Raw genomic sequence first — 23743 nt, 5'->3', positions numbered from 1 at the left:
GGACCGACATCATGAGCCTCATCAAGGAACAGGATCTCGGCACCCCGGCAGCGACCGGCGAGCTGGTCAGCCTGGAGATCGACGGCAAGGAAGTCCTGGTGCCGATGGGCACCACGGTGATGCGCGCGGCCGCCATCGCTGGGGTGTCGGTGCCCAAGCTGTGCGCCACCGACACGCTGGAATCGTTCGGCTCCTGCCGCTTGTGCCTGGTCGAGATCGAGGGCCGCAAGGGCACGCCCGCCTCCTGCACGACCCTGGTCGAGCCCGGCATGAAGGTGGCGACCCAGAACGACCGGCTGGCCAAGCTGCGCCGCGGCGTGATGGAGCTCTACATCTCCGACCATCCGCTGGACTGCCTGACTTGTGCCGCCAACGGCGACTGCGAGCTGCAGGACATGGCGGGTGCGGTCGGCCTGCGCGAGGTCCGCTACGGCTATGACGGGGCCAACCATCTCGGCGCCGCCAAGGACCAGAGCAACCCCTACTTCACCTTCGACCCCTCCAAGTGCATCGTCTGCTCGCGCTGCGTGCGCGCCTGCGAGGAGGTCCAGGGCACCTTCGCGCTGACCATCCAGGGCCGCGGCTTCGGTTCCACCGTGGCCGCCAGCGCCAACGAGGCGTTCTTGGACAGCGAGTGCGTGTCCTGCGGCGCCTGCGTCGACGCCTGCCCAACTGCGACGCTGATGGAGAAGAGCGTCATCGAGCACGGCCTGCCCGACCGCAGCGTGGTCACCACCTGCGCCTATTGCGGGGTCGGCTGCTCGTTCAAGGCGGAGATGCAGGGCAACCGCGTGGTGCGGATGACGCCGCATAAAGACGGCAAGGCCAACCATGGCCATTCCTGCGTCAAGGGCCGGTTCGCCTGGGGCTACACCACCCATCGCGACCGGATCACCAAGCCGATGATCCGCGCCTCGATCCACGAGCCCTGGCAGGAGGTCTCTTGGGAAACCGCGATCAACCACGCGGCGTCCGAGTTCAAGCGCATCCAGGCCAAGCACGGCCGCAACGCGGTGGGCGGCATCACCTCGTCACGCTGCACCAACGAGGAGACCTTCCTCGTCCAGAAGCTGATCCGCGCCGCGTTCGGCAACAACAACGTCGACACCTGCGCCCGGGTCTGCCACTCGCCGACCGGCTATGGCCTGAAGACCGCGTTCGGCACCTCGGCCGGCACCCAGGACTTCGATTCGGTCCTCCAGAGCGACGTGATCCTGGTGATCGGCGCCAACCCGACCGACGGCCACCCGGTGTTCGCCTCGCGCATGAAGAAGCGCCTGCGCGAGGGCGCCAGGCTGATCGTGATCGACCCGCGCCGGATCGACCTGGTGCGGATGCCGCATGTCGAGGCGGAGCACCACCTGCAGCTGCGCCCGGGCACCAACGTCGCGATCATCAACGCGATCGCGCATGTGATCGCCACCGAGGGCATGATCGACGAGGCGTTCGTCGCCGAGCGCTGCGACCCGGTCGATTTCGCGGTCTGGCGGGAATTCATCGAGCGCCCGGAGAACAGCCCGGAAGCCACCGAGGCGATGACCGGGGTGCCGGCGCAGACCGTGCGCGCCGCCGCCCGCCTCTACGCCATGGGCGGCAACGGGGCGATCTATTACGGGCTGGGCGTCACCGAGCACAGCCAGGGCTCGACCATGGTAATGGGCATGGCCAACCTTGCCATGGCGACCGGCAATCTCGGCCGGCCTGGCGTCGGCGTGAACCCGCTGCGCGGCCAGAACAACGTGCAGGGTGCCTGCGACATGGGCTCGTTCCCGCACGAACTGTCCGGCTACCGCCACATCTCCGACGCCACGACCCGGCAGATGTTCGACACGGCGTGGGGGGTGACCCTGGACGACGAGCCGGGCCTGCGCATTCCCAACATGCTGGATGCCGCGGTGGAGGGCTCGTTCAAGGGCATCTACATCCAGGGCGAGGACATCGCGCAGAGCGACCCGAACACCCAGCACGTCACCGCGGCGCTGGCCGCCATGGAATGCGTGGTCATCCAGGACATCTTCCTGAACGAGACCGCCAACTACGCCCATGTGTTCCTGCCGGGCTCCTCCTTCCTGGAGAAGGACGGCACCTTCACCAATGCCGAGCGGCGGATCTCCAGGGTGCGCAAGGCGATCCCGCCGGTCGCCGGCAAGGCCGACTGGGAAGTGACGGTCGCCCTCTCCGAGGCGCTGGGCTACCCGATGCCCTACCAGCATCCTTCCGAGATCATGGCCGAGATCGCGGCGCTGACCCCGGGCTTTGCCGGCGTCACCTACGAGAAGCTCGACGCGATGGGCTCGGTGCAGTGGCCCTGCAACGACGCGGCGCCGGAAGGCACGCCGACCATGCACGTGAACGGCTTCGCCCGGGGCAAGGGCAAGTTCGTGGTCACCGCCTACGTGCCCACCGACGAGCGCACCGGCCCGCGCTTCCCGCTCCTGCTCACCACCGGCCGGATCCTCAGCCAGTACAATGTCGGCGCGCAGACCCGGCGCACCGCCAACGTCGCCTGGCACGACCAGGACGTGCTGGAGATCCACCCGCACGACGCCGAGCAGCGCGGCATCGTGGACGGCGACCAGGTGCTGCTGGCCAGCCGCGCCGGCGACACCGCGCTCACCGCGAAGATCTCCGAGCGGATGCAGCCGGGCGTGGTCTACACCACCTTCCACCACCCGCTCTCCGGCGCCAACGTGGTGACCACCGACAATTCCGACTGGGCGACCAACTGTCCGGAATACAAGGTGACCGCGGTGGAGGTGCGCCTGACCAACCACCCGTCGCGCTGGCAGGAGGACTACGAGGAGTTCCGCGAGAGCACCCGCAAGATCGCGGCGGTGGCCGCCGAGTGAGCGAACCGGTCCTGGAGCCGACCGCCCGCCGGCGCCGGCGCGGCCACCCGGTCGCGCCCTCGCGGGCGGTGCGCCGCTACCAGGACGGCCGGTTCGTCGAGCGGATCGAGACCATCGCCGGCGAGTGCGCCACCGCCCTGGTCTATAACGGCGATTCCTTCGCCGTGATGATGACCACCCCGGAGCATCTGGAGGATTTCGCGGTCGGCTTCACGCTCGCCGAGGGGATCGTCGCGGATGCCCAGGAGATCTCCGCGATCACGGTCGAGGACGTGGTGCTGGGCGTCGAGATCCGGCTGACCATCCCGGCACGGCGGATGGACGCGCTGCTGGACAGGCGACGCAACGTCACCGCCGGCACGTCGTGCGGCATGTGCGGCATCCTCAGCATCGAGCGCGCCCTGCGCGCCCTGCCGGCGCTGCCGCCCTCCCCCTCCATTCCGGGGTCGGTCGTCCAACAGGCCCTGGCCGCCCTGCCCGAGCACCAGGCGGTCAACCACCAGACCGGCGCCGCCCATGCCGCGGCCTTTGCCGACCGCGACGGCCGGGTCGTGCTGCTGCGCGAGGATGTCGGCCGGCACAACGCCCTGGACAAGCTGACCGGGGCGATGGCCAGGGCGGGTTTGCTGGCCGCCGACGGCTTCCTGCTGCTCACCAGCCGCTGCAGCACCGAGATGGTGCAGAAGGCGGCGCTGGCGGGTTTCCCGGTGGTGGTGGCGATCTCCGCACCCACCACCCTGGCGGTGGAACTGGCCGACGCCGCCGGCCTGACCCTGATCGGCTTCGCCAGGCCGTCCGGATTCAACGTCTACACCCACGAGCAGCGGATCACCCTGTGATGGACCAGAACCGTCTGGTGAAGATGGCCAACCAGATCGCCACCTTCTTCGCCACCCAGCCGGGCGATCAGGCCGCCCGCGCCACCGCGGACCATATCCGCTCGTTCTGGGACCCGCGGATGCGCCAGGCGATCGCCGCCCATGTCGAGGCCGGCGGCGAAGGCCTGGACCCGGTGGCCCTGGCGGCGGTGCGGCTCCTGGCCGGCGAAGCCCCGACCCGGGCCGCCTGACCCGCGGGGGTCGCCCCCGCCTTGCCCGTTACGGCCACATCCGCTGGAACACCCCGTCCTTGCGCACCACCAGATGGTAGAGCGCGCCCAGGACGTGCAGCGCCACCAGGGCGTAGACGACCCACTGTGCACTGAGGTGCACCCACTGCGCGGTCTTGGCCAGGTCCGGGTTCTTCGCGATCACGCCGGTCAGGTCGACCAGCCCGAAGAACGGCACCGGATAGCCGCCGGCCGCGGTGAACACGAACCCGCTGATCGGCATCACCAGCAGCATCACGTAGAGCAGCAGGTGGTTGAGCCGCGCCAGTCCCGCCTGGGCGCTGGGCGTGTCCGGCGGCAAAGGCGGCCAGGGATGGCCGATCCGCCAGAGCAGCCGCAGCAGCACCACCAGCAGCACGGCGATGCCCACGGACTTGTGGGTATAGTAGAGGACGTCCTGGGTCGTGCCGCGCTCCAGGTCGGTCATCACCAGCCCGGCAACGATCTGGACCAGCACCAGCAGCACGGTCAGCCAATGCAGGACGATGCTGACGATGTCGTAGCGGCGGATCTTTTCCCGCGCCAGCGCCGCCTGGCGCCGTGCCTCCAAAGCATTCGCTGCCACCTGTTCCTCCGCCTATTGGCCCTGCCCTTCCAGGAACATGTGCCAGGGCGGTGCCGCAGGCAATCGCCCCCTCGGCGACGGCGCCAGCCCTCGACCGCGCCGGCCGCCAGCCCGCCCGGGATGAACTCGATGTCAGCGGGGGCATGACCCCGAGCCCCCAGGCATCCATGCTGTCGCCGTTGGAGACGCCGGAGGCCTTCGATCGGCGGGCCCGGCTGAACAGGAGAGGCAGGATGGCGAGCAACAGGAAGCGGGCGCTGGTGGTCTGGGGCGGCTGGGCCGGGCACGAGCCGGACAAGGGTGCGGAGATCGTGGGCGCGATGCTGCAGGAGGAAGGGTTCGAGGTGTCGATCGAGGACACCACCCGTGCCTTCGCCGACCCCGGCCTCCACGATCTCGACCTGATCGTGCCGATCTGCAGCATGTCGACCATCGAGAAGGAGGAACTCGACAATTTGTGCCGGGCGATCGCCGGCGGCGTGGGTCTTGGCGGCTACCATGGCGGGATGGCCGACGCGTTCCGCCAGGCCCCCGCCTACCAGTTCATGTGCGGCGGCCAGTGGGTCGCCCATCCGGGCAACATCATCGACTACCGCGTCAACGTCACCCGACCCGACGACCCGGTCATGGCCGGCATCGAGGACTTCGACTACCACTCCGAGCAGTACTACCTGCATGTCGACCCGGCGGTGGAAGTCCTCGCCACCACCAGGTTCACCGGCGAGCACGCCTCCTGGATCGACGGGGTGGTCATGCCGGTGGTCTGGAAGCACCGCTACGACCGGGGCCGGGTGTTCTACTCCTCGCTCGGGCACGCCGCCTCGGAGTTTGCCGTCCCGCAGATGCAGACCATCCTCCGCCGCGGCCTGGTCTGGGCGGCGCGCTGACGGATGTTGAAACCGGATGGCCCGATCGGGCGTAATGGAGCGCATGGCCGAGCGATCCTTCTCCCAAAAGCTGCCCTGGCTCGACCGGGCCGGGCGGTTCTCCCCCCTCAAGGCTACCTGCCTGGCACTGGTGGCCCTGCCCGCCCTCTGGGTGATCTGGCTGTGGGCCACCACGGGCCTGCAGCCGCGCCCGCTGGAGGAAGCGATCCACCAGACCGGCAGCTGGGCGATCCGCCTCCTGCTGGCCTCCTTGTGCATCTCGCCGCTGCGCCGCCTCCTGAACTGGCCCAGGCTGATGCTGGTGCGGCGGATGGTGGGCGTGGCGGCGCTGGCCTACGCGCTGGCGCACCTGGCGCTCTACGTGGTCGACCAGCAGTTCGACCTGGTGAAGGTCGCCTCCGAGATCGTGCTGCGCTTCTACCTGACCATCGGCTTCGTGGCGCTGCTGGGCCTGGCGGCGCTGGGCGTCACCTCCACCGACGCCATGGTCCGCCGGATGGGCCGCCGGTGGCAGACGCTGCACCGCTCGGTCTACGTGCTGGCGGTGCTGGGCCTGGTGCATTTCTTCATTCAGTCCAAGGTCGACGTCACCGAGCCGGTGCTGCTGACCGGGTTCTTCCTGTTTCTGATGGGCTACCGCCTGATGGTGCGCCGCTGGCAGCCGGCGCCCTGGCGGCTGGCGAGCCTGGCGGTTGCGTCGGCGCTGCTCTGCGCCGGGATCGAGGCGCTTTGGTACGGGCTCTACCGCGGCGCTCCGATGGGCGCGGTGCTCGGTGCCAATCTCGAGTTCGCCTACAGCATCCGCCCGGCCTGGTGGGTGCTGGCGGCCGGCCTCGCCGCCGCGGCGCTGGCCGCGGCAGGCTCGTGGCAGGCCAGCCGCGCCGCCCCCGGCCGGCCAGCTGGGCCACGCCTCTCCGCCCGCGGCTCCTGATCCCGAGGCGGCGGCCACCGATCCGCGGTGTGGGCCGTTTCCGCGGCCCCCGGATGATGAAACAGCGGCCGAAGCCGTCTTCGCCGCAATGGCGCAAGGCGCGCAGGCCGATCGCCAGGGCGCAATCCGGGAAGGGCCGGCCAAAAACGTCTCAGCAACACCGCCCAACCGGACATGGCCCCTCCGAGACGACGGGCCACCACCATCCGGCACGGCATCTTTAGAGACGAACCAGCCACATACATTGCCTCATCACAAACCATCTTGATCGACATCTGATTTCGATCGACATCTCGAATAAATAGACACCGATACTATAATATTGCTGAAATGGCACTTGGTGTGCTATTCTGTTCGCCGGCCCTCGTGATCTTGATTGCGGGCGAGACAGGCTGTCCCCGGGATGGCCCGGCCTCCTCCGTCGCGAGGGCCGGCATCATTGTCCGCCGTTGAAGCAGCGAGCTCATCCTGCCGCCTCGGCAGGATCGGCATCGCCTGGCCGGAGCCATGCCTATGGTGAGAACTGTGGCGTTCCTGGGTGGTCTGTTCCTGGCCGCGCAGGCGCAGGCGACGACACTGCCCTATCTGGATCTGAACGCGCTGGTCCGCGGCGCGGATGGCGTCGTGGAGGGCACGGTGGCATCGGTCACCTCCGGGACGAGCGGCGATGGCGGGATCTTCACCTATGTCACGCTGGGCGACCTGCGGGTCCATGCCGGAAGCTACGGCCAGGACCGCTTCACCCTCATGCTGATGGGCGGGTCCGCCGGCGGGGAGACCTTGAAGCTGGTGGGCGCGCCGTCCTTCCAGCCGGGGCAACGGGTGATCGCCTTCGTGGCCGGCAACGGCACCCGGATCGTCCCCCTGGTCGGCTGGGAGCAGGGCCTGTTCCAGGTGGTGCCGGACGACGGGCAGCGGGTGGTCGCCGACAGCGTCGGCAACCGGCTGCTCGAGGTGGAAGGCGGGCGGATCGAGAAGGAGCAGCGCCACGCGTTCGAGGCCGAGATCATCGACCCGGCGGCGGCACCGGCTGCCCCGGGACCCGGCACGGCCCGCTCCGCCGCCGGCTCGGGCGGCAGCCAGGCGGGATCCCCGGCGCTATCGGCGCCCAGTGCGGCCCAGGCATCCACCCAGGCGGACGAGCCGGTGAGCTACGGCGAGTTCGTGCAAGCGATCCGGCAGGCGGCGCGGCAGGCGGCGCTGAGCGCCCCGCGCCAGGCCCAGGCGGCGCTCCATTCGGTGCCGGTCGGCGCCGCAATGCAGCAGCCCGTACAGCGGCCCGGCCTCGCCGCCTCGACCCTGAAGGAGCCCGGGCGGGAGCGCGGCGGCGGGATCAAGGCGCCCCTTGCCTCGGAAGAGCCCGGCAACGTTCCGGCCGGTCCCGGAAACCAGCCGGCCAACCCGTAGCTCCTGCCTCGCCACCCCCTTCGGGACGCCGTTCCGAGGAGATCCGCCATGTCGACCATGACAGCTTCCTGGCGCCGGTCCATGCTGGGCGCGCTTGCCATCGTCCCGCTGATGACCTTCGGTGCTTCCGCCGCCCAGGCCTATGCCTACACCACCTGCAGCGGGGTGCCGGTCAAGTGGCAGCGCGGCTGGACCAATCTGTCGATCAACACCGTCTCCCTGCCCCCGGGCAGCGTCTGGGACATCCGGTTCCAGAACGCGATGGCGCGCTGGAACAACGTCAAGGGCTCGGGCTTCAACTTCTATTTCCTGCGCGACACCGACGGCACCTACAGCAACACCAACGGCGTCACCGAGATCTACTTCGCCCGCAACCTCGGCACGGCTTTGGCCGTCACCTTCTTCCGCTGGCAATGCTCCAGCCGGAACATCATCGAGACCGATATCGGCTTCAACCTCAACTACAGCTGGACCACGTCGCCGCTCAGCTATGACAGCCTGGGCTCGCCCTACAGCTTCGAGAGCGTGGCGCTGCACGAGCTCGGCCATTCCCTCGGGCTGAACCACGAGGACCGCTGGCTCGCCACGCTGAACTCGTTCTACCCGAACAGCGGGCCTGTGGGGTACGGTAAGGAGTGGGATCCGCTGGCCGACGACCGGGCCGGCGCGCGCTTCCTTTATCCGGACGGCACCACCGAGGTCGACCTTGCGGCCTCCGACTTCAAGCGGACCGGCGCCGGCACCTCGGGCCTCACCTCCAGCTCCCTCGCCGCCGTCCGGGGGGCGACGGCCGTCATGGAGCAGACGTTCCACAATTTCAGCACGTCGCGGCGGACGTTCAACATCGGCTTCTACCTGTCGACCAACGACATCATCAGCACCGGCGACCGCCTGCTTGGAACCAACACCGGTGCCTGGGCCGACCCGGGCGTCAGCGTCACCTTCTCGAGGACATTGGCGATCCCGGGCAACGTGTCCCCTGGCCGCTACTGGCTGGGCTTCATCCTCGACCGGGACGCCCAGCATGCGGAAGACCGCGAGGGCAACAACGCCCTGGCGATGCCCCGCCCGATCACGATCAACTGACGGTCGCGCGTTCGACGGGTCGCCTCCGCCGAACGCGCGCATCACGATCCTGCCATCCGGTCCAGGCCCTGCTCGCCGTCACGAACGGCGCCGGCCTCAGATCGCGGGATAGTCCGTGTAGCCCTTGGGGCCGGGCGCGTAGAACGTCTCGGCGTCCCATGCGTTGAGCGGCAGGTTCTCGGCAAAGCGCCTGGGCAGGTCGGGATTGGCGATGAACAGCTTGCCGAACGCCACCGCGTCCGCCTCGCCCCTGGCCAGCACCTCGTCGGCCGCTGCCTGGTCGAAGCCTTCGTTGGCGACATAGACCCCGCCGAACGCCTTCTTCAGGGCCGGCCCCAGGCGCGGCTCCTCCAGGCGCTCGCGGGCGCAGATGAACGCGATCCTGCGCTTGCCGAGCTCGCTGGCGACATGGCCGAACGTGGCGGCGAGGTCGCTGTCGCCCATGTCATGGCTGTCGCCGCGCGGCGCCAGGTGCATGCCGACCCGGTCCGCACCCCAGACCGAGATCGCCGCGTCGGTGACCTCCAGCATCAGCCGGGCACGGTTCTCGATCGAGCCGCCATACTCGTCGGTGCGATGGTTGCTGCCGTCCTGGAGGAACTGGTCGAGCAGGTAGCCATTGGCGCCGTGGATCTCCACGCCGTCGAAGCCGGCGGCCTGCGCGTTCTCCGCACCCTTGCGATAGGCCGCGACCACGCCCGGGATCTCGTCCAGCCCGAGGGCGCGCGGCGTCGGGTAGGGGCGCTTCGGCCGGACCAGGCTGACATGGCCCTTGGCCGCCACGGCGCTGGGTGCGACCGGCAGCTCGCCGTCCAGGAAGACCGGGTCGGAGATCCGGCCGACATGCCAGAGCTGCAGGAACATCCGGCCGCCGGCCGCGTGCACCGCGTCCGTGATCTGCTTCCAGCCCTCGACCTGCTCCGTTGACCAGATGCCGGGGGTGTCGGCATAGCCCACGCCCGTGGGCGTCACCGAGGTCGCCTCGGACAGGATCAGGCCAGCCGAGGCGCGCTGGACGTAATAGTCGCGCATCAGGGCGTTGGGCACGCGCACCTCGCCCGCGCGGGAGCGGGTCAGCGGCGCCATCCAGATCCGGTTGGGGAGGCGCAGATCTCCGACCTTCATCGGGTCGAACAGATTGGGCATCGGCAGATCCATCATTGTTCTCCGTCCTGGCGGATGCCAGGGTCATCCTCGGGCGATGGGAAGATGGACTGCCGACACTTGTCCGGCCTGTCCCCTGCGCCATCTTTCGAAGTTCGATGAACAACGAACATGGGGAGGCTCACCGCTTGAAGCAACCGTTCCATCCTGCCCTTGATGCGGTCGGCCTCACCGACGTGCTGGGCGCGCTGTCGGATCCGGTGCGCCTGCAGATCGTGTCGATCCTGGCCGAGGGCGGCCCCCGGACCTGCGGCGAGTTCGACCTGCCGATCGCCAAGTCGACGCTCAGCCATCACATGAAGGTGCTGCGCGAGGCCGGCATCCTCGCCAGCAAGGCGGACGGCACCCGCTGCTTCGTGAGCCTGCGGCCCGAACTCGACGAGCGCTTCCCGGGCCTGCTCCGCCAGGTGCTGTCGCTGGCGGAGAGGACGGAAGCGCGGGCGTAGGTCCGGCTCAGGCCGGGCGGAGCCGCCGCAGGGCCAGGCCGCCCAGCAGATCGAGCGCCAGCACGGCCAGGATCGACAGGCCGGTAAGCGGGAACAGGAGCCCCAGTCCCAGCACGAGCGCGGTGACACCTGTCGCCGCCCGCCGGTCCTGCGGCCAGGCCGGCACGCCCATCCCGCCCTGCGGGCGGCGCTTCCACCACATCACCAGGGACGAGACCGCCATCAGGACGATCGCGACGCAGACCAGCGCCATGACCACCTTGTTGGCCGGGCCGAACTCCTGGCCCATGTGGACGTTGATGCCCCACTCGATCGCCTTGCCGCCCAGGCCGTAATCGGCAAAGCCCACGTCGATGATCGGCCGGCCGCTGTACTGGTCCAGATGGATCACCCGCTGCCTGTCCAAATCGTCCGGGTAGGCCGAGCCGGTATAGACCCCGTCCGCGCCGCCGGGCAGCGCCACGGCATAGCCGGGCGCCAGGCCCAGCCCGTCGAAGATCCGCACCGCCCGGTCGAGCCCGATCGGCGGCGGCAGATCGGCATTCGGCACACTCGTTGCCGCCGGCGGAGCGCCATGGTGATGCCCGTCGGCGCTGGGCGAGGTCGGCACCGGCGCCTGCTGCATGGTCCAGCCGACATCGTCGACCACGGCCTGCAACGGCACCGTGGACACCGGGGCGCTGCCCCAGACGCCGGTGGGGAAGCCCAGCCCGGCGCTTTCCAGCAGCGCCAGCGACTTGCCTCCCCAATAGGACGACCAGGGCAGGCCGGTCACCGCCAGGAAGACGATGAAGGCGCCGGCGACCAGGCCGGTGACGGCGTGCAGGTCGCGCCAGAACACCCGCTGCCGCTTGGTGCCGCGCAGGCTGACCACCGCGCCCTTCTGCCGGCGGCGCGGCCACCACAGATAGATCCCGGTCGCCACCAGGATCACCGTCCAGCCGGCGACGATCTCGATCACGTAGCTCGGCCAGGTGCCGAACAGCGCCAGGCTGTGCAGGCGGCGCACGATGCCCATCACGGTCGACTTCTCGTCCATCCGGCCGAGCACTTGGCCGTCATACGGGTCCAGGAACACCGAGAACTTGGTTCCTTCCGGGGATTTCATCCCGACTTCCGCCGAGCGGGCAGGTCCCGCCGGCGGCAGGTACTTGGTGACGGTCCCGGCTGCCGCCTGGAGCGCCAGGCCGGTCAGCTCCTCCGGCTGCAGCGCCGGCGTGGCGCGGGCCTCCACGCTCAGCAGGTCTCGGTGGACCCAGCCGTCGATCTCGTCGTGGAACAAATAGAGGCCGCCGGTCACCGCCAGCAGGATCAGGAAGGGAAGCACCAGCAGGCCGGCATAGAAATGCCAGCGCCACATGGCGCGGTGGATGGCCTCGCGGGCCGGCAGCCGGACGGCCGCAGCCTCGCGCCCGAGCGCAATCTCGCTCATCGTCGTCTCGCATGCGTGAAGATCGGGGAAGCCGCAGTTCCTGGAACGGCATCCGCTCCGAAAAGGAGTGCGGCGCTGGATCGAATCAGGCTTGCGACGAAGGGGGTGCGCGGGAAGGCGGCAGCGCGGCGGCGGAACGCTCGGCCCGCACCGCCTGCCTCGCCAGGACGGCGCGCTCGACGATGCAGCCCTGGCGGCTCAGGAGGCGGGGAGCGGAGGGCGGGACGAACGCGGCCTGTCCGTGCGGACAGCATGGCGCGCAGTCCTGCGGGGTCTTCTTGGAGTGGTCCTTCCCCGGGCCCGGCAGGCCGGCCGGATCCACCCAGCCGAGTTCGCCGTTCGCGCAGATCGGCACGAACAGGCCCGAGGCCGTGGCGCTGGCCGGCATGGTCGAACCGACCGCCGCGGCCAGCAGCAGCTGCAGCCCGAACAGCCACATCGCCGCCCACGCCGTCAGGCGTCGCCGGCCACCATGGCTGTTGGATTTCCACAGGCTGCGCATGCATGACGGATGCCGAAAATTCGGCGTTTCGGCTAGATGCGGAATTGCAGGAGGCATCCATGGACCTCGAGAGCGCGGTCGCCAGGCACTCCCGGCATGGCCGGCTGGAAGAAGCCATCCTGGAAGCCCTGGCCGCCTTGGGCCGCGATGTGGGACGGCTGGCGGCCTTGCGCACCGACCGGCGCGGGAGGCCGGCGGCCGTCAGCGCTGGACAAGGCATGCTCAGTGGCTTGGCTGCTCGACACACTGCGTCGCAAGCACATCGTCCCGATCATCCCGGACCGGATCGGCCAGCTGCGCTATCCGGGCTCCGACCGCCAGCCCCATCGGCAACGCAACCTGATCGAGCGCCTCGTCGGCAAGCTCAAGCAGTTTGGGCGCGCAGCAAGCAGGTAACGACAAGCTGTCCACCCACCCCTCGCCGTCGTCCAGAGCGCCTCGCTGATCATCTGGCTGCGCAGCTGTGGCGACACGACCCGGCACGCGGCCAGCCATCAGCGATGACCGGCCGGTCGGGAGAGGCACGTATCGTGGTTCTTCTATCGCTGGGAGCCCAAGCGTGGCGGCGCTCCCTTTGGAAGGCGGCTCTTCCGCCTGCTGATGCATCATGGGTGGGAACGAGCCTCTCCCTGGGTTTCCAGTCACCTCAGCTCGTCGAAGATCGTGAGGGGCCATCCAGAGGGGGCGCGCGATGATCTGCGCAGCCATGAGCCAGATCACGCCCAGGCAAATCATGTGGCTGACGAGCGGATCATCAACAGTCAACAAGCAGATACGACCATTTTATTGCTGACGCATACTAGCGCGTTCCTACCACGCTCTGGAAAATCAAATCTACTTAAAATTACTTGAATCACAATGTCTAGAGTATTTCGTTGAAAGATCAAATCATAAAACAATAATTACTATGGATAATTTTGAAAATTAAAGTTGTGGCGTTACCAGTTCGGCAATCCTCGCGCTTTTGATAAGCGCATGTTCACTTCATACTATTCATAGTTGTATAAAATCTTGTTCTATACAACCATAAATATTTGGTACCATTTCTGCGTCGGAAATATTTCCGAATGTCGTATAGGGAGTGCGATCTATGAAGATCCTGAAAAAGCTCCTTTGCTCTCTTGCCATCCTCGGTCTTGTGGGTGCTGTTACTCTGAACTCTGCTTGGGCCGGCGGCAATGGCAACGGCAACGGCAACGGCAACATCGGTAGCAACAACGGCAACTTCAACGGCAACCTGAACCACGGCAGCAACAACGGCAACTTCAACGGCAACTTGAACCGCGGCAGCAAGAACGGCAATTTCAACGGCAACCTGAACTACGGTTCGTATAATGGCAACGTAAACGGGAACGGCAACCGAGGTAGTTACAATGGCAACATCAATGGAAATGCTAATATAGGGAATAATAACGGCAATTTTAACGGAAATCTCAATCGCTAATCAAGCTGATGCCTGCTGGATTTGACTTGCGCTCCCTGCAGCCTGCTTGCGGGGAGCGGCTTTCTCTGACAGCAAGGATCAAGACCGTGAAGATCTTTCTGCCTGTCATGCTGGTCGTTTTCTTGACGGCCGCTACAGCAGGCCCGGCGGGAGCTGCTGCGGCACAGGCATGAGCACGGATGACGGCGCTCCCGAGCAGACGCACCAGCAGCAACAGAACCGCCTCCACAACCTGCGTCGGTCAATCGAAGGCCGGCCAGTCCCGGGGCTTTTGCGGCAACAACAGGGGCTTGAGCCGGTTCCACATTGCGTCCGTCAGCAGGGCACGTATCGTCACTCGGTCCCGATAGGGTCGGATCAGCACCTCGCCAGCTTTGGCGACACGGCCCAGGAGGCGTCCATGGATATCGAGACCGAAGTCGCCAGGCACTACCGGCATGGCCGGCTGGAAGAATCCATTCTGGAAGCCCTGGCCGCCTCGGGCCGGGCGGTGGACCGGCTGGCGCCCACCGATCTTTCGGGCGCCGACGAGTTCCATCTGGGCTGGCGGCCGGCGACGCTGGCCTTCGCCCGCGACATGGAGCTCGCCCCCGGCCGGCAGGTCCTGGACCTGGGCTGCGGCATCGGCGGCCCGGCCCGCTGCTTCGCCGCCGAGTTCGGCTGCCACGCGACCGGGATCGACCTGTCGCCGGAATATGTCGAGGTCGCGGCCTCGCTCAGCCGCCGCTGCGGCCTGGCCGGGAAGACGGCGTTCCGCCAGGCGAGCGCCCTGGCGCTGCCCTTCGAGGACAACAGCTTCGACGCGGTGACGCTGATCCATGTCGGCATGAACATCGCCGCCAAGGACCGGCTGTTCGCGGAAGCCCGCCGGGTGCTCAAGCGAGACGGACGGTTCGGCGTCTACGACGTCATGCTGACCGGCGAGGAGCCCCTGCCCTACCCGATGCCCTGGGCGGTCGATCAGGGCACCAGCTTCGTGGTCCCGCCGGCGACCTATCGGGCCCTGCTGGAAGAAGCCGGCTTCGCGGTGGAGCAGGAACTCGACCGGCGCGCCTTCGCCCTGGAGCGCTGGGCGGAGATGCGGGCGAACGTGGCGAAGAACGGGCCGCCGCCGCTCAGCCTGCACACGCTGATCGGCCCGGCCTCGCAGGAGCGCCTGGGCAACGTCATGAAGACCCTGGAGGCGGGCACCATCGCGCCGGTGCAGATGATCGCGCGGCCCGCCTGACCAACCGCCCTGGCGGCCTGCGCGCGTCAGCCGATCCCGAACGTCGCCATCAGCGTGCGCATGCGCTGGCTGGCCCGCTCGGGATCGGCCAGCACCTGGGCTTCCGACGCCAGCCGGAACACCTCGGCATAGTGCAGCGCCGAGCGCGCCGCCTGCTGCCCGCCGACCATGGCGAAATGGTCCTGGTGCCCGTCCAGCCAGGCCAGGAACACCACCCCCGACTTGTAGAAGCGGGTCGGCGCCTCGAAGATCTTGCGCGACAGCGCCACGGTGGGGCCCAGGATCGCCCGGTAGTCGTCGGTGCGTCCCTCGCTGAGCGCACTCAGCGCCGCCGAGGCCGGCCGGGCGATCGGGTCGAAGATGCCGAGCAGGGCGTCGCTGTGCCGCTCGCCGTCGCCCTCGATCAGCTCGGCATAGTTGAAGTCGTCGCCGGTGAAGCATTTCACGCCCGGCGGCAGGGCCGCCCGGAAGCGCAGCTCGCGCTCCTTGTCGAGCAGCGACATCTTCACCCCGTCGATCCGGCCGGCATGGTCGCGGATCAGCGCCAGCAGGGTCTCCTGGGCGGCGTCCAGGTCGTGGCTGCCCCAGTAGCCCTCCAGCTGCGGGTCGAACATCGGCCCCAGCCAGTGCAGCACGACCTTGTCGCTGGCCTGGTTGATCAGCTCGCCATAGAGGCGACGATAGTCCTCCGGCCCCGACGCCGCCTTCACCAGCGCCCGGCTGGCCATCAGGATGGCGCGGCCGCCGGCGTTCTCCACCACGCCCAGCTGCTCCAGATAGGCGGCGCGCACCTGGTCCAGGGTCACGCCCGGCGTCGGCGCCAGCTGATCGGTGCCGGCCCCGCAGGCGAGGTCGGCGCCCTCGATCGTCTTGGCCTCGGCCACCGAGCGGCGGATCAGCTCGGCGGCATCGGGCCAGCCCAGGCCCATGCCGCGCTGCGACGTGTCCATTGCCTCGGCGATCTTGAAGCCCAGCCCCCACAGATGCCGGCGGAAGGCCAGTGTCGCGTCCCAGTCCACGGCGGCCTGCTCGAACGGCGCCAGCTCGGCGCGGGGATCCGCCACCACATGCGCCGCCGCGTAGGCCACGCGCGGGAACGGCCCGGCCGCCTGCGACGGATAGGGGCAGGCATCGCGGGGGATGAACGGTTCCACCCGCCCTTCGGTGGTGGGGAGCATCAGTTCCTGCATGGGGCGCGGCCTTCCCTTCTTCAAGTAACCATCGAGTTACTTCGATGCGGCGGACGGGTCAAGCAGGCAGGGCCTGCCCTGGGAAGAAGCCCGCACCCGGTCGATCCAACTGGACACCGCCCGAGTTTGTAGTGTATCCGAACAAAAGAACGACGCCCTGACGGCGCATCCTATCGAGGCTTGGAAGATGGCAGGCAACAGCACCGGGTCGGCACGCTACGCGAGCCTGCCGAACGACCGGCTTCTCGCGGAGTTCTCCCTCTGGTCGGCCGATCTCGCCAACCTCGCCGCAGACGTGGCACGCGCCGAGGGCCATGCCGACCTCCATCATATCGACGTGGCCGACGGCCATTTCGCGCCCGCCCTCCTGTTCTTCCCGGACCTGGTGGCGCGGCTGCGCAAGCTCACCGCCACGCCCTTCCACGTCCATCTGATGGTCCAGGACGAGATCCTGCAGGCGCAGGCCGACCAGTTCGCCGAAGCCGGCGCCGACCTGATCTCGGTCCATGCCGAGAACGGCCAAGCCGGGCTGGACGTGATCGCCGCCCTGAAGGCCAAGGGCCTGCGCGCCGGCGTGGTGCTGCGGGTCGAGACCGACCTGGCCGAGCTCGCTCCGTTTCTCGCCCAGGTCGACATGGTCACCCTGCTCGGCACCCGGATCGGGGTGAAGGGCCAGGACCTGGACCCGCAGGCCTGCGCCCGCCTGCAGAAGGCCGGCGGGATGCTGCGCGCGGCCGGCCGCCACGGCCAGGTCCTGCTCGCCGCCGATGGCGGCATCCGCGAGCATACCGTGCCCAAGCTGCGCGCGGCCGGCGCCGACACCGTGGTGATGGGCTCGCTGGCCTTCGGCGCGCCGGACTTGGCCGCGCGGATGGCCTGGTCGCGCGGGCTCTGAGAGCGGCCATGGCCGCGCCTGCGGTCATTGCGGTCGATCTGGGCGGGACCTCGCTGCGCGCGGCACTGGCCGGGCCGGACGGACAGCTGGGCCCGATCCGGCGGACCCGCACCGATGCTCGTGGCGGCCCCGAAAGCGTGGTCGCGCAGATCGCCGCCCTGGTGGCCGAGGTCTGCGCCGCCGGGAACGATCCGGAGGTGCTGGGCGTGGGCCTGGCCTCGCCGGGACCGCTCGACCCGTTCACCGGCACCGTGTTCACCCTGCCGACCTTCCAGGGCTGGCACAACGTCCCGCTGCGCGACCTGGTCGCCCGGGCCACCGGCCTGCCGGTCACCCTGGAGAACGACGCTGCTTCCGCCGCGATGGGCGAGTGGCGCTTTGGCGCCGGGCGGGGCGTGGACAGCCTGGTCTATGTCACCGTGTCGACCGGAATCGGCGGCGGGGTGATCCTCGACGGCCGGCTGCTGCACGGCCGGATGGGCATGGCCGGCCATGTCGGCCACATGATCCTGGAGCCGGACGGCCCGCGCTGCGGCTGCGGCAACCGCGGCTGCTGGGAGGCCCTGGCCTCCGGCACGGCGCTCGGCCGGATCGTGCGCGAACAACTGGCCGCCGGCGCCCCCTCCTCGATGCAGGCGATCGCCGGTCGGCCTGTCACCGCCGAGGACGTGGTGACGGCAGCGCGTGCCGGCGATCCCCTGGGCGTGGCGCTGCTCGCCGCCGAGGCCCGCTATCTGGGGATCGGCATCGTGTCCCTGCTCCACCTGTTCTCGCCCGAGCGGGTGATCCTGGGCGGCGGGGTGAGCACGGCGCTCGACCTGATGGCGCCGGGCATCGCCGCCGAGATCGCGGAGCGCGCGATGGCGCCGTTCCGCTCGGTTCCGGTGGTGGCGGCGGCGCTTGGCGGCAATGTCGGCCTAGCCGGGGCGGCGGCGATGGCGTTCCAGTCCGCCCGGGTGCCGGTGTCGTGACCACGCCCCAGGCGGTCCGCGTGCTCAACGAGGCGCGGGCGCTTTCGGTGCTCTATCATCAGGAATCTTTGAGCCGCGCCGACCTGGCAAGGGCGCTGGACCTCACCCGCTCCACCGCCAGCAGCCTGATCAACCAGCTCCTGGCCGATGGCCTGGTGGTCGAGCGCCCCGACGCCGGACGGGCCGAGGTGGTGCGCACCGGCCGCCCCGGCATCGCCATCTCGATCCGCCCGGAAGGCGCCTTCTTCCTGGGGGCGGAGATCGGGGTCGGCTACGTGGTGGTGGTCGGGCTGGACTTGGCGGCCCGGGTGATTGCCCGCCGCCGGGTCACCTTCGAGGTCGAGGGCAACCGGCCGGACGGGGTGGTGCGGCTGGCCTGCGATCTCGTCCGCCAGGTCATCGCCGATTTGCCGGATCCCGGCCGGATCCGCGGCCTGTGCGTGACCGTGCCGGGCCTGCACGACCATCGGGGCGTCCTGCTGACCGGGCCGTTCCTGCGCTGGCGCAACGTGCCGATCGCCGAACTGGTCCGTGCCGAGTTCGGCGACGACCTGCCGGTGACCTCCGAGAACGACGCCAACGCGTTCGCCATCGCCGAGATCTATGCCCGGCGCAACGCAGAGCCCCAGGACCTGCTCTGCCTGTTCATGGATTACGGCATCGGCTCGGGCATCGTGGCCCAGGGCCGGCTGTTTCGCGGCCATCACGGCTATTCCGGCGAGGTCGGCCACATGGTGGTGGCGGAGACCGGCATCATCCACCGCCTGGACCCGCCCGGCCGCTGGGAGAACCTGATCGGCGCGGAGGCGGTGCTGCGGCACTGGCACGAGCAGGGCGGCGCCGGCGCCACGATCGGCGCGCTGGTCCAGGACCTGGCCGCCGGGGAGGCGGCCGCCCGCGAGACCGCCAGCCATTTCGCGTACTGGCTTGGCCGCGGCCTGGCCTCGGTCGCCAACGTGCTGGATCCCGGCCATGTGGTGCTGGGCGGCTCGGTGGCGCGGCTCTACCCGTTCGTCGAGGCGGAGGTCCACGACGCCCTGCGCCGCCACGTGTTCGAGGACTACCAGGTCCCCACCCTCGCCCTGGCCCATCACACCAAGGACGGCCCGGCGATCGGTGCCGCGTGCCTGCTCCACCAGGAAATGCTATCTCTGGACCTGATCAGCCGCTGGCGGGACCGCTGGCGGAACGGTTGAGGCATTTCTCTTGACGAGCCGCGGGGTTCGTGGCTGTTTTGTTTGGACAGTGAACAAACCAAGTTCACGATCGCCGCCATGGCGCAACAGCGAGGGCGCCCTGCCGGAGCAACAGATCGGGACCGGGGAGACGATCGACGTGAAGAGACTATTGCTGACCACCGTGTGCGGCGCCGCCTTTGCCGTGGCCGCCGCCGCCATGCCCGCCCAGGCCCAGGACCAGGGCTCGGTCGAGGTCCTGCACTGGTGGACGTCCGGCGGCGAGGCCGCGGCCGTCAACGTGCTCAAGGAGAATCTCGAGCAGCAGGGCATCGCCTGGAACGACATGCCGGTCGCCGGCGGTGCCGGCGAGGCGGCGATGACCGCGCTTCGCGCCCGCGTCACCTCCGGCAACCCGCCCACCGCGGCGCAGCTGCTCGGCATGTCGCTCAAGGCCTGGGCCGAGGAAGGCTATCTGGGCGACCTGACCGAGGTGGCCGAGCCCGAGGGCTGGGACGCGGTGGTGCCCGAGCCGATCCAGGAGTTCGGCAAGTATGACGGCCACTGGGTCGCCGCCCCGGTCAACATCCACCGCCCGAACTGGCTGTGGTCGAACGCCAAGATCTTCGAGGAGAACGGCCTGACCCCGCCCAAGACCTGGGAGGAGTTCAACCAGGTCGCGCAGACCCTGCAGGACAAGGGCATCCAGCCGCTGGCCCATGGCGGCCAGAACTGGCAGGACGCCACCATCTTCGACGACGTGGTGCTGGGTATCGGCGGGCCGGAGTTCTACCAGAAGGCCATCATCGAGGCCGATCCGGAAGCCCTGGGCTCGGACACCATGGTCCAGGTGTTCGACCAGATGCGCAAGATCCGCGGCTTCGTCGACCCGAACTTCTCCGGGCGCGACTGGAACCTCGCCACCGCCATGGTGCTCAAGGGCGACGCCGCCATGCAGCTCATGGGCGACTGGGCCAAGGGCGAGATCATCGCGGCCGGCATGAAGCCCGGCACCGACATCCTGTGCACCACGGCGCCTGGCACCGAGGGCGCGTTCCTGTTCAACACCGACTTCTTCGCGATGTTCGATGTCGGCGAGGAGCGCAAGCCGGCCCAGCTCGCCATGGCCTCCGCCGCCATGTCGCCGGAGTTCCAGGAGACCTTCAACCTGGCCAAGGGCTCGATCCCGGCGCGCACCGACGTGCCCGGCGACCAGTTCGACCCCTGCGGCCAGAAGTCGATGGCCGACATCAAGGCGGCCCAGGAGGCCGGCACGCTGATGGGCTCGATGGCCCATGGCCACGCTCAGCCCCCGGCGGTGCAGGGCGCGATGTTCGACGTGGTGACCAACCACTTCAACTCCGACCAGTCCTCCGCCGACGCCGCCCAGGCGCTGGTCGACGCGGTCGCCGCCGCTCAGTGATCTAGTGGAGACGGCCCGGGTGGCAGCACCCGGGCCGCCGCCTTTCCTGCAACGGGCACGGGCCGGCACCGATGGCATACAGTGAAAAACCCGCGGGCAAGCGGACGCTCGGCAGCTTCCTTCCGGAGGCGGTGCTCGCCCCCAGCGTCCTGATGGTGCTGGTCGGCGTGTACGGCTTCATGCTGTTCTCGGTGATCCTGTCCTTCACCGGCTCGAAGATGTTCCCCCGCTTCGTGTTCACCGGCTTTGACCAGTACGAGCGGCTGTTCTCCAACCCGCGCTGGACCGTGGCGGTCCAGAACATCTTCATCTTCGCCAGCCTCTACATCATCTGCGCGACCCTGCTGGGCCTCCTGCTGGCGATCCTGATCGACCGGCGGATCCGCGCCGAGGCGGTGTTCCGCACGATCTTCCTCTACCCGATGGCGCTGTCCTTCATCGTGACCGGCGTGATCTGGCAGTGGCTGCTCAACCCGGGCCTGGGCCTGGAGCGGATGGTGCAGTCCTGGGGCTGGGAAAGCTTCAGCTTCAAGTGGCTGGTCGACCCCGACATGGCGATCTACACGGTGGTGATCGCCGGGGTCTGGCAGGTCACCGGCTTCGTCATGGCGATGTTCCTGGCGGGCCTGCGCGGGATCAACCAGGAGATCCTGAGTGCCGCCCGGATGGACGGGGCGCCCACCCTCAAGATCTACAGCCGCATCATCATCCCGGCCTTGCGCCCGGTGTTCCTGACCGCCTTCGTGATCGAGGCCCATCTGGCGATCAAGTCCTACGACCTCGTGGTCGCCCTGACCAAGGGCGGGCCTGGCTACGCCACCGAGCTGCCCTCGACCTTCATGTACACCACCACCTTCACCCGCAACGAGATGGGCCTGGGCGCTGCCAGCGCCGTGGTCATGCTGGTGGCGCTGGCGGTGATCATCATCCCCTACCTTTATTCGGAGCTGCGCAATGAGCGCCGTGGCTGAGCCGACCCTGCGTCGTTCCGGCAGCGGCGTCGATGTCGCCCGCTTCGCCCTCTACACCGCCCTGATCGTGGCCGCCGCGCTGTTCCTGATGCCGCTGGTCTCGATGGTCTTCACCTCGCTGAAGTCCATGGACGAGATCCGCTCCGGCAACCTCCTGGCACCGCCGGCGACCGTGACCCTGGACGCCTGGAACGCCGCCTGGGGCAGCGCCTGCATCAGCGTCGACTGCTCGGGCCTCAAGGGCTACTTCTTCAACTCGATCCAGCTGGTCGTCCCGGCGGTGCTGATCTCGGTGGGCCTGGGTGCCTTGAACGGCTACGTCCTGACCAAGTGGCGGTTCCCCGGCGCCGACTTCCTGTTCGGCGCGATGATGTTCGGCTGCTTCATCCCGTTCCAGATCGTGCTGATCCCGATGGCATTCACGCTGGGCAAGATCGGGCTGGCCGGCAGCACCGCGGGCTTGGTCCTGGTCCACGTGGTCTACGGCGTCTGCTTCACCACCATGTTCTTCCGCAACTTCTACGTGGCGGTGCCGGACGAACTGGTGAAGGCCGCGCGCATGGACGGCGCCGGCTTCTGGCAGATCTTCTTCCGGGTGCTGCTGCCGGTGTCCTGGCCGATCGTGGTGGTGTCGGTGATCTGGCAGTTCACCGGGATCTGGAACGACTTCCTGTTCGGCGCCTCGTTCGCCGCCGGCGAAAGCCAGCCGATCACCGTGGCGCTGAACAACCTGGTCAACACCTCCACCGGCGTGAAGCTCTACAATGTCGACATGGCCAGCGCCATGATCACCGCCGCCCCCACCATCCTGGTCTACCTGCTCCTGGGCCGCTTCTTCCTGCGCGGGTTGATGGCCGGCGCGGTCAAGGGCTGAGCCCGTCTTATCCTCGAACCACCACCCGAGCGGCTTGAACGGCAAGGGAACAACGAACGTGGCAAGCCTGGACATCGAGCATATCGGCAAGCGCTTCGGCAGCGTCGAGGTCCTCAAGGACATCCATATCGGCATCGGCCACGGCGACTTCCTGGTGCTGGTCGGCCCCTCGGGCTGCGGCAAGTCCACCCTGCTCAACGTCATCGCCGGCCTGGACAGCTCGACGTCCGGGGCCATCAAGATCGACGGCAAGGTGGTCAACGACCTGGAGCCCAAGGAACGGGACATCGCCATGGTGTTCCAGTCCTACGCCCTCTACCCGTCGATGACGGTGGGCGAGAACATCGGCTTCTCCCTGGAGATGGCCGGGATGCCCAAGGAGGAGCGCAAGAAGCGCATCGGCGCGGTCGCCGAGCTGCTCAAGATCAACCATTTGCTCGACCGCCGCCCCTCGCAGCTTTCCGGCGGCCAGCGCCAGCGCGTCGCCATGGGCCGGGCCCTGGTGCGCGAGCCCAAGATCTTCCTCTTTGACGAGCCGCTCTCCAACCTCGATGCCAAGCTGCGCGTGGAGATGCGCACCGAGATCAAGAAGCTGCACGCAAGGCTTGGCGCCACCATCGTCTACGTCACCCACGACCAGATCGAGGCGATGACCATGGCCACCCGGATCGCGGTGATGAAGGACGGCATCCTCCAGCAGTTCGGCACGCCCGCCGAGATCTACGACCGCCCGGCCAACGCCTTCGTCGCGACCTTCATGGGCTCGCCGGCCATGAACCTGCTGGACGCCGAGATCGTCGCCAACGGCCCCTCCAGGGCCCTGCGCCTGGACGGCGTTCCGGGCGACGCCGGCACCCTGCCGATCCCGTCCACCGCCGATCCCGACGACTTGAAGCCCGGCCAGAAGGTCGTGCTCGGCCTGCGCCCGGAATGGATCGCCGAGCCCGGCATGGGCCGCGCCCGCGAGGTGCAGCCGCTTCCCTTCACCGTCGACGTCCTGGAGCCCACCGGCCCCGACATGTTCCTGGCTCTCCGCTTGGGCGAGGTCGAGCTGATGGGCCGCCTGCCGGCCGACGCCCATGTCCAGGAGGGCCAGACCCTGACCCTGGACGTCGACTACGCCAAGGCCGTGCTGTTCGACCGCCAGAGCGGCGCCGCCATCTACGCCCGGCCCGGGATCGCCCGGGCCGCCTGA

Annotated in this window: 24 protein-coding genes; 18 read left to right on the top strand and 6 right to left on the bottom strand. The window is 68.6% G+C overall.

The genetic code is table 11. The features are described 5' to 3' along the window. Window positions 1–11 precede the first annotated feature (11 nt). From fdhF to GEMRO_RS0116480, 3 genes are read left to right on the top strand one after another with little or no spacing between them, the layout of a single operon-like run. Entirely contained in the window at window positions 12–2849 is a 2838-nt protein-coding gene (gene fdhF, locus GEMRO_RS0116490; RefSeq protein WP_027134886.1) for a formate dehydrogenase subunit alpha, read from the top strand. Window positions 2850–2860: 11 nt separating this feature from the next. Further along, the gene (fdhD, locus tag GEMRO_RS0116485) at window positions 2861–3688 is read left to right on the top strand and encodes a formate dehydrogenase accessory sulfurtransferase FdhD (protein ID WP_035487397.1); all 828 of its coding nucleotides are present in this window, start codon (window positions 2861–2863) and stop codon (window positions 3686–3688) included. Then, window positions 3688–3918 carry a formate dehydrogenase subunit delta gene (locus GEMRO_RS0116480; protein WP_027134884.1) on the top strand — a complete coding sequence of 77 codons (231 nt, stop codon included), beginning with the start codon at window positions 3688–3690 and terminating at the stop codon, window positions 3916–3918. The genes fdhD and GEMRO_RS0116480 overlap by 1 nt, the downstream gene beginning before the upstream one ends. Window positions 3919–3946: 28 nt before the next feature. Here GEMRO_RS0116480 and GEMRO_RS0116475 read toward each other — a convergent pair whose 3' ends face one another. Continuing rightward, complete coding sequence (locus GEMRO_RS0116475) at window positions 3947–4522, bottom strand: cytochrome b (RefSeq protein ID WP_084507055.1); 576 nt, start codon at window positions 4520–4522, stop codon at window positions 3947–3949. 233 nt (window positions 4523–4755) lie between these two features. Here GEMRO_RS0116475 and GEMRO_RS0116470 point away from each other — a divergent pair, with 233 nt between their 5' ends. The 4 genes from GEMRO_RS0116470 to GEMRO_RS0116455 all read left to right on the top strand — a co-directional run bounded on the left by GEMRO_RS0116470 (window position 4756) and on the right by GEMRO_RS0116455 (window position 8833). After that, a complete protein-coding gene (locus GEMRO_RS0116470; RefSeq protein ID WP_035487396.1) occupies window positions 4756–5409 on the top strand; it encodes a ThuA domain-containing protein in 654 nt (217 codons plus the stop codon). A gap of 43 nt (window positions 5410–5452) precedes the next feature. Beyond that, on the top strand, window positions 5453–6340 hold the full coding sequence (locus GEMRO_RS0116465) for a protein-methionine-sulfoxide reductase heme-binding subunit MsrQ (protein ID WP_027134881.1): 888 nt from the start codon (window positions 5453–5455) through the stop codon (window positions 6338–6340). Between the two features lie 513 nt (window positions 6341–6853). Next, window positions 6854–7747 carry a hypothetical protein gene (locus GEMRO_RS0116460; RefSeq protein ID WP_027134880.1) on the top strand — a complete coding sequence of 298 codons (894 nt, stop codon included), beginning with the start codon at window positions 6854–6856 and terminating at the stop codon, window positions 7745–7747. Between the two features lie 48 nt (window positions 7748–7795). Continuing rightward, window positions 7796–8833 carry a matrixin family metalloprotease gene (locus GEMRO_RS0116455; RefSeq protein ID WP_027134879.1) on the top strand — a complete coding sequence of 346 codons (1038 nt, stop codon included), beginning with the start codon at window positions 7796–7798 and terminating at the stop codon, window positions 8831–8833. A 96-nt stretch (window positions 8834–8929) separates the two neighbouring features. Here GEMRO_RS0116455 and GEMRO_RS0116450 read toward each other — a convergent pair whose 3' ends face one another. Next, a complete protein-coding gene (locus tag GEMRO_RS0116450) occupies window positions 8930–9979 on the bottom strand; it encodes an alkene reductase (RefSeq protein WP_027134878.1) in 1050 nt (349 codons plus the stop codon). Window positions 9980–10125: 146 nt separating this feature from the next. Here GEMRO_RS0116450 and GEMRO_RS0116445 point away from each other — a divergent pair, with 146 nt between their 5' ends. Beyond that, complete coding sequence (locus tag GEMRO_RS0116445) at window positions 10126–10443, top strand: ArsR/SmtB family transcription factor (protein WP_027134877.1); 318 nt, start codon at window positions 10126–10128, stop codon at window positions 10441–10443. 7 nt (window positions 10444–10450) lie between these two features. Here GEMRO_RS0116445 and GEMRO_RS0116440 read toward each other — a convergent pair whose 3' ends face one another. Then, window positions 10451–11875 carry a PepSY-associated TM helix domain-containing protein gene (locus tag GEMRO_RS0116440; RefSeq protein WP_027134876.1) on the bottom strand — a complete coding sequence of 475 codons (1425 nt, stop codon included), beginning with the start codon at window positions 11873–11875 and terminating at the stop codon, window positions 10451–10453. An 85-nt stretch (window positions 11876–11960) separates the two neighbouring features. Then, the gene (locus tag GEMRO_RS0116435) at window positions 11961–12377 is read right to left on the bottom strand and encodes a DUF2946 family protein (RefSeq protein ID WP_027134875.1); all 417 of its coding nucleotides are present in this window, start codon (window positions 12375–12377) and stop codon (window positions 11961–11963) included. A 96-nt stretch (window positions 12378–12473) separates the two neighbouring features. Between GEMRO_RS0116435 and GEMRO_RS34295 the strand changes: the two genes are divergently transcribed. Further along, on the top strand, window positions 12474–12773 hold the full coding sequence (locus GEMRO_RS34295; RefSeq protein ID WP_157505613.1) for a hypothetical protein: 300 nt from the start codon (window positions 12474–12476) through the stop codon (window positions 12771–12773). Between the two features lie 694 nt (window positions 12774–13467). Next, a complete protein-coding gene (locus GEMRO_RS34290) occupies window positions 13468–13821 on the top strand; it encodes a hypothetical protein (protein WP_027134873.1) in 354 nt (117 codons plus the stop codon). Here GEMRO_RS34290 and GEMRO_RS34285 read toward each other — a convergent pair. Then, a complete protein-coding gene (locus GEMRO_RS34285; RefSeq protein WP_157505612.1) occupies window positions 13811–14035 on the bottom strand; it encodes a hypothetical protein in 225 nt (74 codons plus the stop codon). The genes GEMRO_RS34290 and GEMRO_RS34285 overlap by 11 nt on opposite strands. Before the next feature lie 186 nt (window positions 14036–14221). Between GEMRO_RS34285 and GEMRO_RS0116415 the strand changes: the two genes are divergently transcribed. Continuing rightward, window positions 14222–15049 carry a class I SAM-dependent methyltransferase gene (locus tag GEMRO_RS0116415; RefSeq protein WP_027134872.1) on the top strand — a complete coding sequence of 276 codons (828 nt, stop codon included), beginning with the start codon at window positions 14222–14224 and terminating at the stop codon, window positions 15047–15049. Between the two features lie 26 nt (window positions 15050–15075). On the opposite strand, the gene GEMRO_RS0116410 is transcribed toward GEMRO_RS0116415, so the two are convergent. Next, on the bottom strand, window positions 15076–16239 hold the full coding sequence (locus tag GEMRO_RS0116410) for a dihydrodipicolinate synthase family protein (protein ID WP_027134871.1): 1164 nt from the start codon (window positions 16237–16239) through the stop codon (window positions 15076–15078). A 187-nt stretch (window positions 16240–16426) separates the two neighbouring features. Between GEMRO_RS0116410 and GEMRO_RS0116405 the strand changes: the two genes are divergently transcribed. The 7 genes from GEMRO_RS0116405 (at window position 16427) to GEMRO_RS0116375 (ending at window position 23743) form a co-directional block, all read left to right on the top strand. Then, window positions 16427–17134 carry a ribulose-phosphate 3-epimerase gene (locus GEMRO_RS0116405; protein ID WP_027134870.1) on the top strand — a complete coding sequence of 236 codons (708 nt, stop codon included), beginning with the start codon at window positions 16427–16429 and terminating at the stop codon, window positions 17132–17134. A gap of 8 nt (window positions 17135–17142) precedes the next feature. Next, window positions 17143–18105: an ROK family protein gene (locus tag GEMRO_RS0116400; protein ID WP_027134869.1), complete on the top strand. Its 963-nt coding sequence runs from the start codon at window positions 17143–17145 to the stop codon at window positions 18103–18105. Further along, window positions 18102–19301 carry an ROK family transcriptional regulator gene (locus tag GEMRO_RS30090; protein ID WP_051329140.1) on the top strand — a complete coding sequence of 400 codons (1200 nt, stop codon included), beginning with the start codon at window positions 18102–18104 and terminating at the stop codon, window positions 19299–19301. The genes GEMRO_RS0116400 and GEMRO_RS30090 overlap by 4 nt, the downstream gene beginning before the upstream one ends. Before the next feature lie 199 nt (window positions 19302–19500). Then, the gene (locus tag GEMRO_RS0116390; protein WP_157505805.1) at window positions 19501–20703 is read left to right on the top strand and encodes an ABC transporter substrate-binding protein; all 1203 of its coding nucleotides are present in this window, start codon (window positions 19501–19503) and stop codon (window positions 20701–20703) included. 71 nt (window positions 20704–20774) lie between these two features. After that, window positions 20775–21674 carry a carbohydrate ABC transporter permease gene (locus tag GEMRO_RS30085; protein ID WP_035485458.1) on the top strand — a complete coding sequence of 300 codons (900 nt, stop codon included), beginning with the start codon at window positions 20775–20777 and terminating at the stop codon, window positions 21672–21674. Further along, on the top strand, window positions 21658–22548 hold the full coding sequence (locus tag GEMRO_RS0116380; protein WP_051329139.1) for a carbohydrate ABC transporter permease: 891 nt from the start codon (window positions 21658–21660) through the stop codon (window positions 22546–22548). The genes GEMRO_RS30085 and GEMRO_RS0116380 overlap by 17 nt, the downstream gene beginning before the upstream one ends. 58 nt (window positions 22549–22606) lie before the next feature. After that, complete coding sequence (locus GEMRO_RS0116375; protein WP_027134866.1) at window positions 22607–23743, top strand: ABC transporter ATP-binding protein; 1137 nt, start codon at window positions 22607–22609, stop codon at window positions 23741–23743.

Source organism: Geminicoccus roseus DSM 18922, assembly GCF_000427665.1.
Lineage (GTDB): Bacteria > Pseudomonadota > Alphaproteobacteria > Geminicoccales > Geminicoccaceae > Geminicoccus > Geminicoccus roseus.
Note: the sequence above shows the minus strand (reverse complement) of the source record. Positions and strands in the feature narration are given on the sequence as shown.

Coding starts and splice junctions, on each gene's coding strand:
- GEMRO_RS0116450 (WP_027134878.1), bottom strand. CDS start 9,979: ATGCCCAATCTGTTCGACCCGATGAAGGTCGGAGATCTGCGCCTCCCC.
- GEMRO_RS30085 (WP_035485458.1), top strand. CDS start 20,775: ATGGCATACAGTGAAAAACCCGCGGGCAAGCGGACGCTCGGCAGCTTC.
- GEMRO_RS0116405 (WP_027134870.1), top strand. CDS start 16,427: ATGGCAGGCAACAGCACCGGGTCGGCACGCTACGCGAGCCTGCCGAAC.
- GEMRO_RS0116400 (WP_027134869.1), top strand. CDS start 17,143: ATGGCCGCGCCTGCGGTCATTGCGGTCGATCTGGGCGGGACCTCGCTG.
- GEMRO_RS0116415 (WP_027134872.1), top strand. CDS start 14,222: ATGGATATCGAGACCGAAGTCGCCAGGCACTACCGGCATGGCCGGCTG.
- fdhF (WP_027134886.1), top strand. CDS start 12: ATGAGCCTCATCAAGGAACAGGATCTCGGCACCCCGGCAGCGACCGGC.
- GEMRO_RS0116470 (WP_035487396.1), top strand. CDS start 4,756: ATGGCGAGCAACAGGAAGCGGGCGCTGGTGGTCTGGGGCGGCTGGGCC.
- GEMRO_RS0116435 (WP_027134875.1), bottom strand. CDS start 12,377: ATGCGCAGCCTGTGGAAATCCAACAGCCATGGTGGCCGGCGACGCCTG.
- GEMRO_RS0116455 (WP_027134879.1), top strand. CDS start 7,796: ATGTCGACCATGACAGCTTCCTGGCGCCGGTCCATGCTGGGCGCGCTT.
- GEMRO_RS0116440 (WP_027134876.1), bottom strand. CDS start 11,875: ATGAGCGAGATTGCGCTCGGGCGCGAGGCTGCGGCCGTCCGGCTGCCG.
- GEMRO_RS0116390 (WP_157505805.1), top strand. CDS start 19,501: ATGCCCGCCCAGGCCCAGGACCAGGGCTCGGTCGAGGTCCTGCACTGG.
- GEMRO_RS0116480 (WP_027134884.1), top strand. CDS start 3,688: ATGGACCAGAACCGTCTGGTGAAGATGGCCAACCAGATCGCCACCTTC.
- GEMRO_RS0116460 (WP_027134880.1), top strand. CDS start 6,854: ATGGTGAGAACTGTGGCGTTCCTGGGTGGTCTGTTCCTGGCCGCGCAG.
- GEMRO_RS0116410 (WP_027134871.1), bottom strand. CDS start 16,239: ATGCAGGAACTGATGCTCCCCACCACCGAAGGGCGGGTGGAACCGTTC.
- GEMRO_RS0116380 (WP_051329139.1), top strand. CDS start 21,658: ATGAGCGCCGTGGCTGAGCCGACCCTGCGTCGTTCCGGCAGCGGCGTC.
- GEMRO_RS34290 (WP_027134873.1), top strand. CDS start 13,468: ATGAAGATCCTGAAAAAGCTCCTTTGCTCTCTTGCCATCCTCGGTCTT.
- GEMRO_RS34295 (WP_157505613.1), top strand. CDS start 12,474: ATGGCCGGCTGGAAGAAGCCATCCTGGAAGCCCTGGCCGCCTTGGGCC.
- GEMRO_RS0116465 (WP_027134881.1), top strand. CDS start 5,453: ATGGCCGAGCGATCCTTCTCCCAAAAGCTGCCCTGGCTCGACCGGGCC.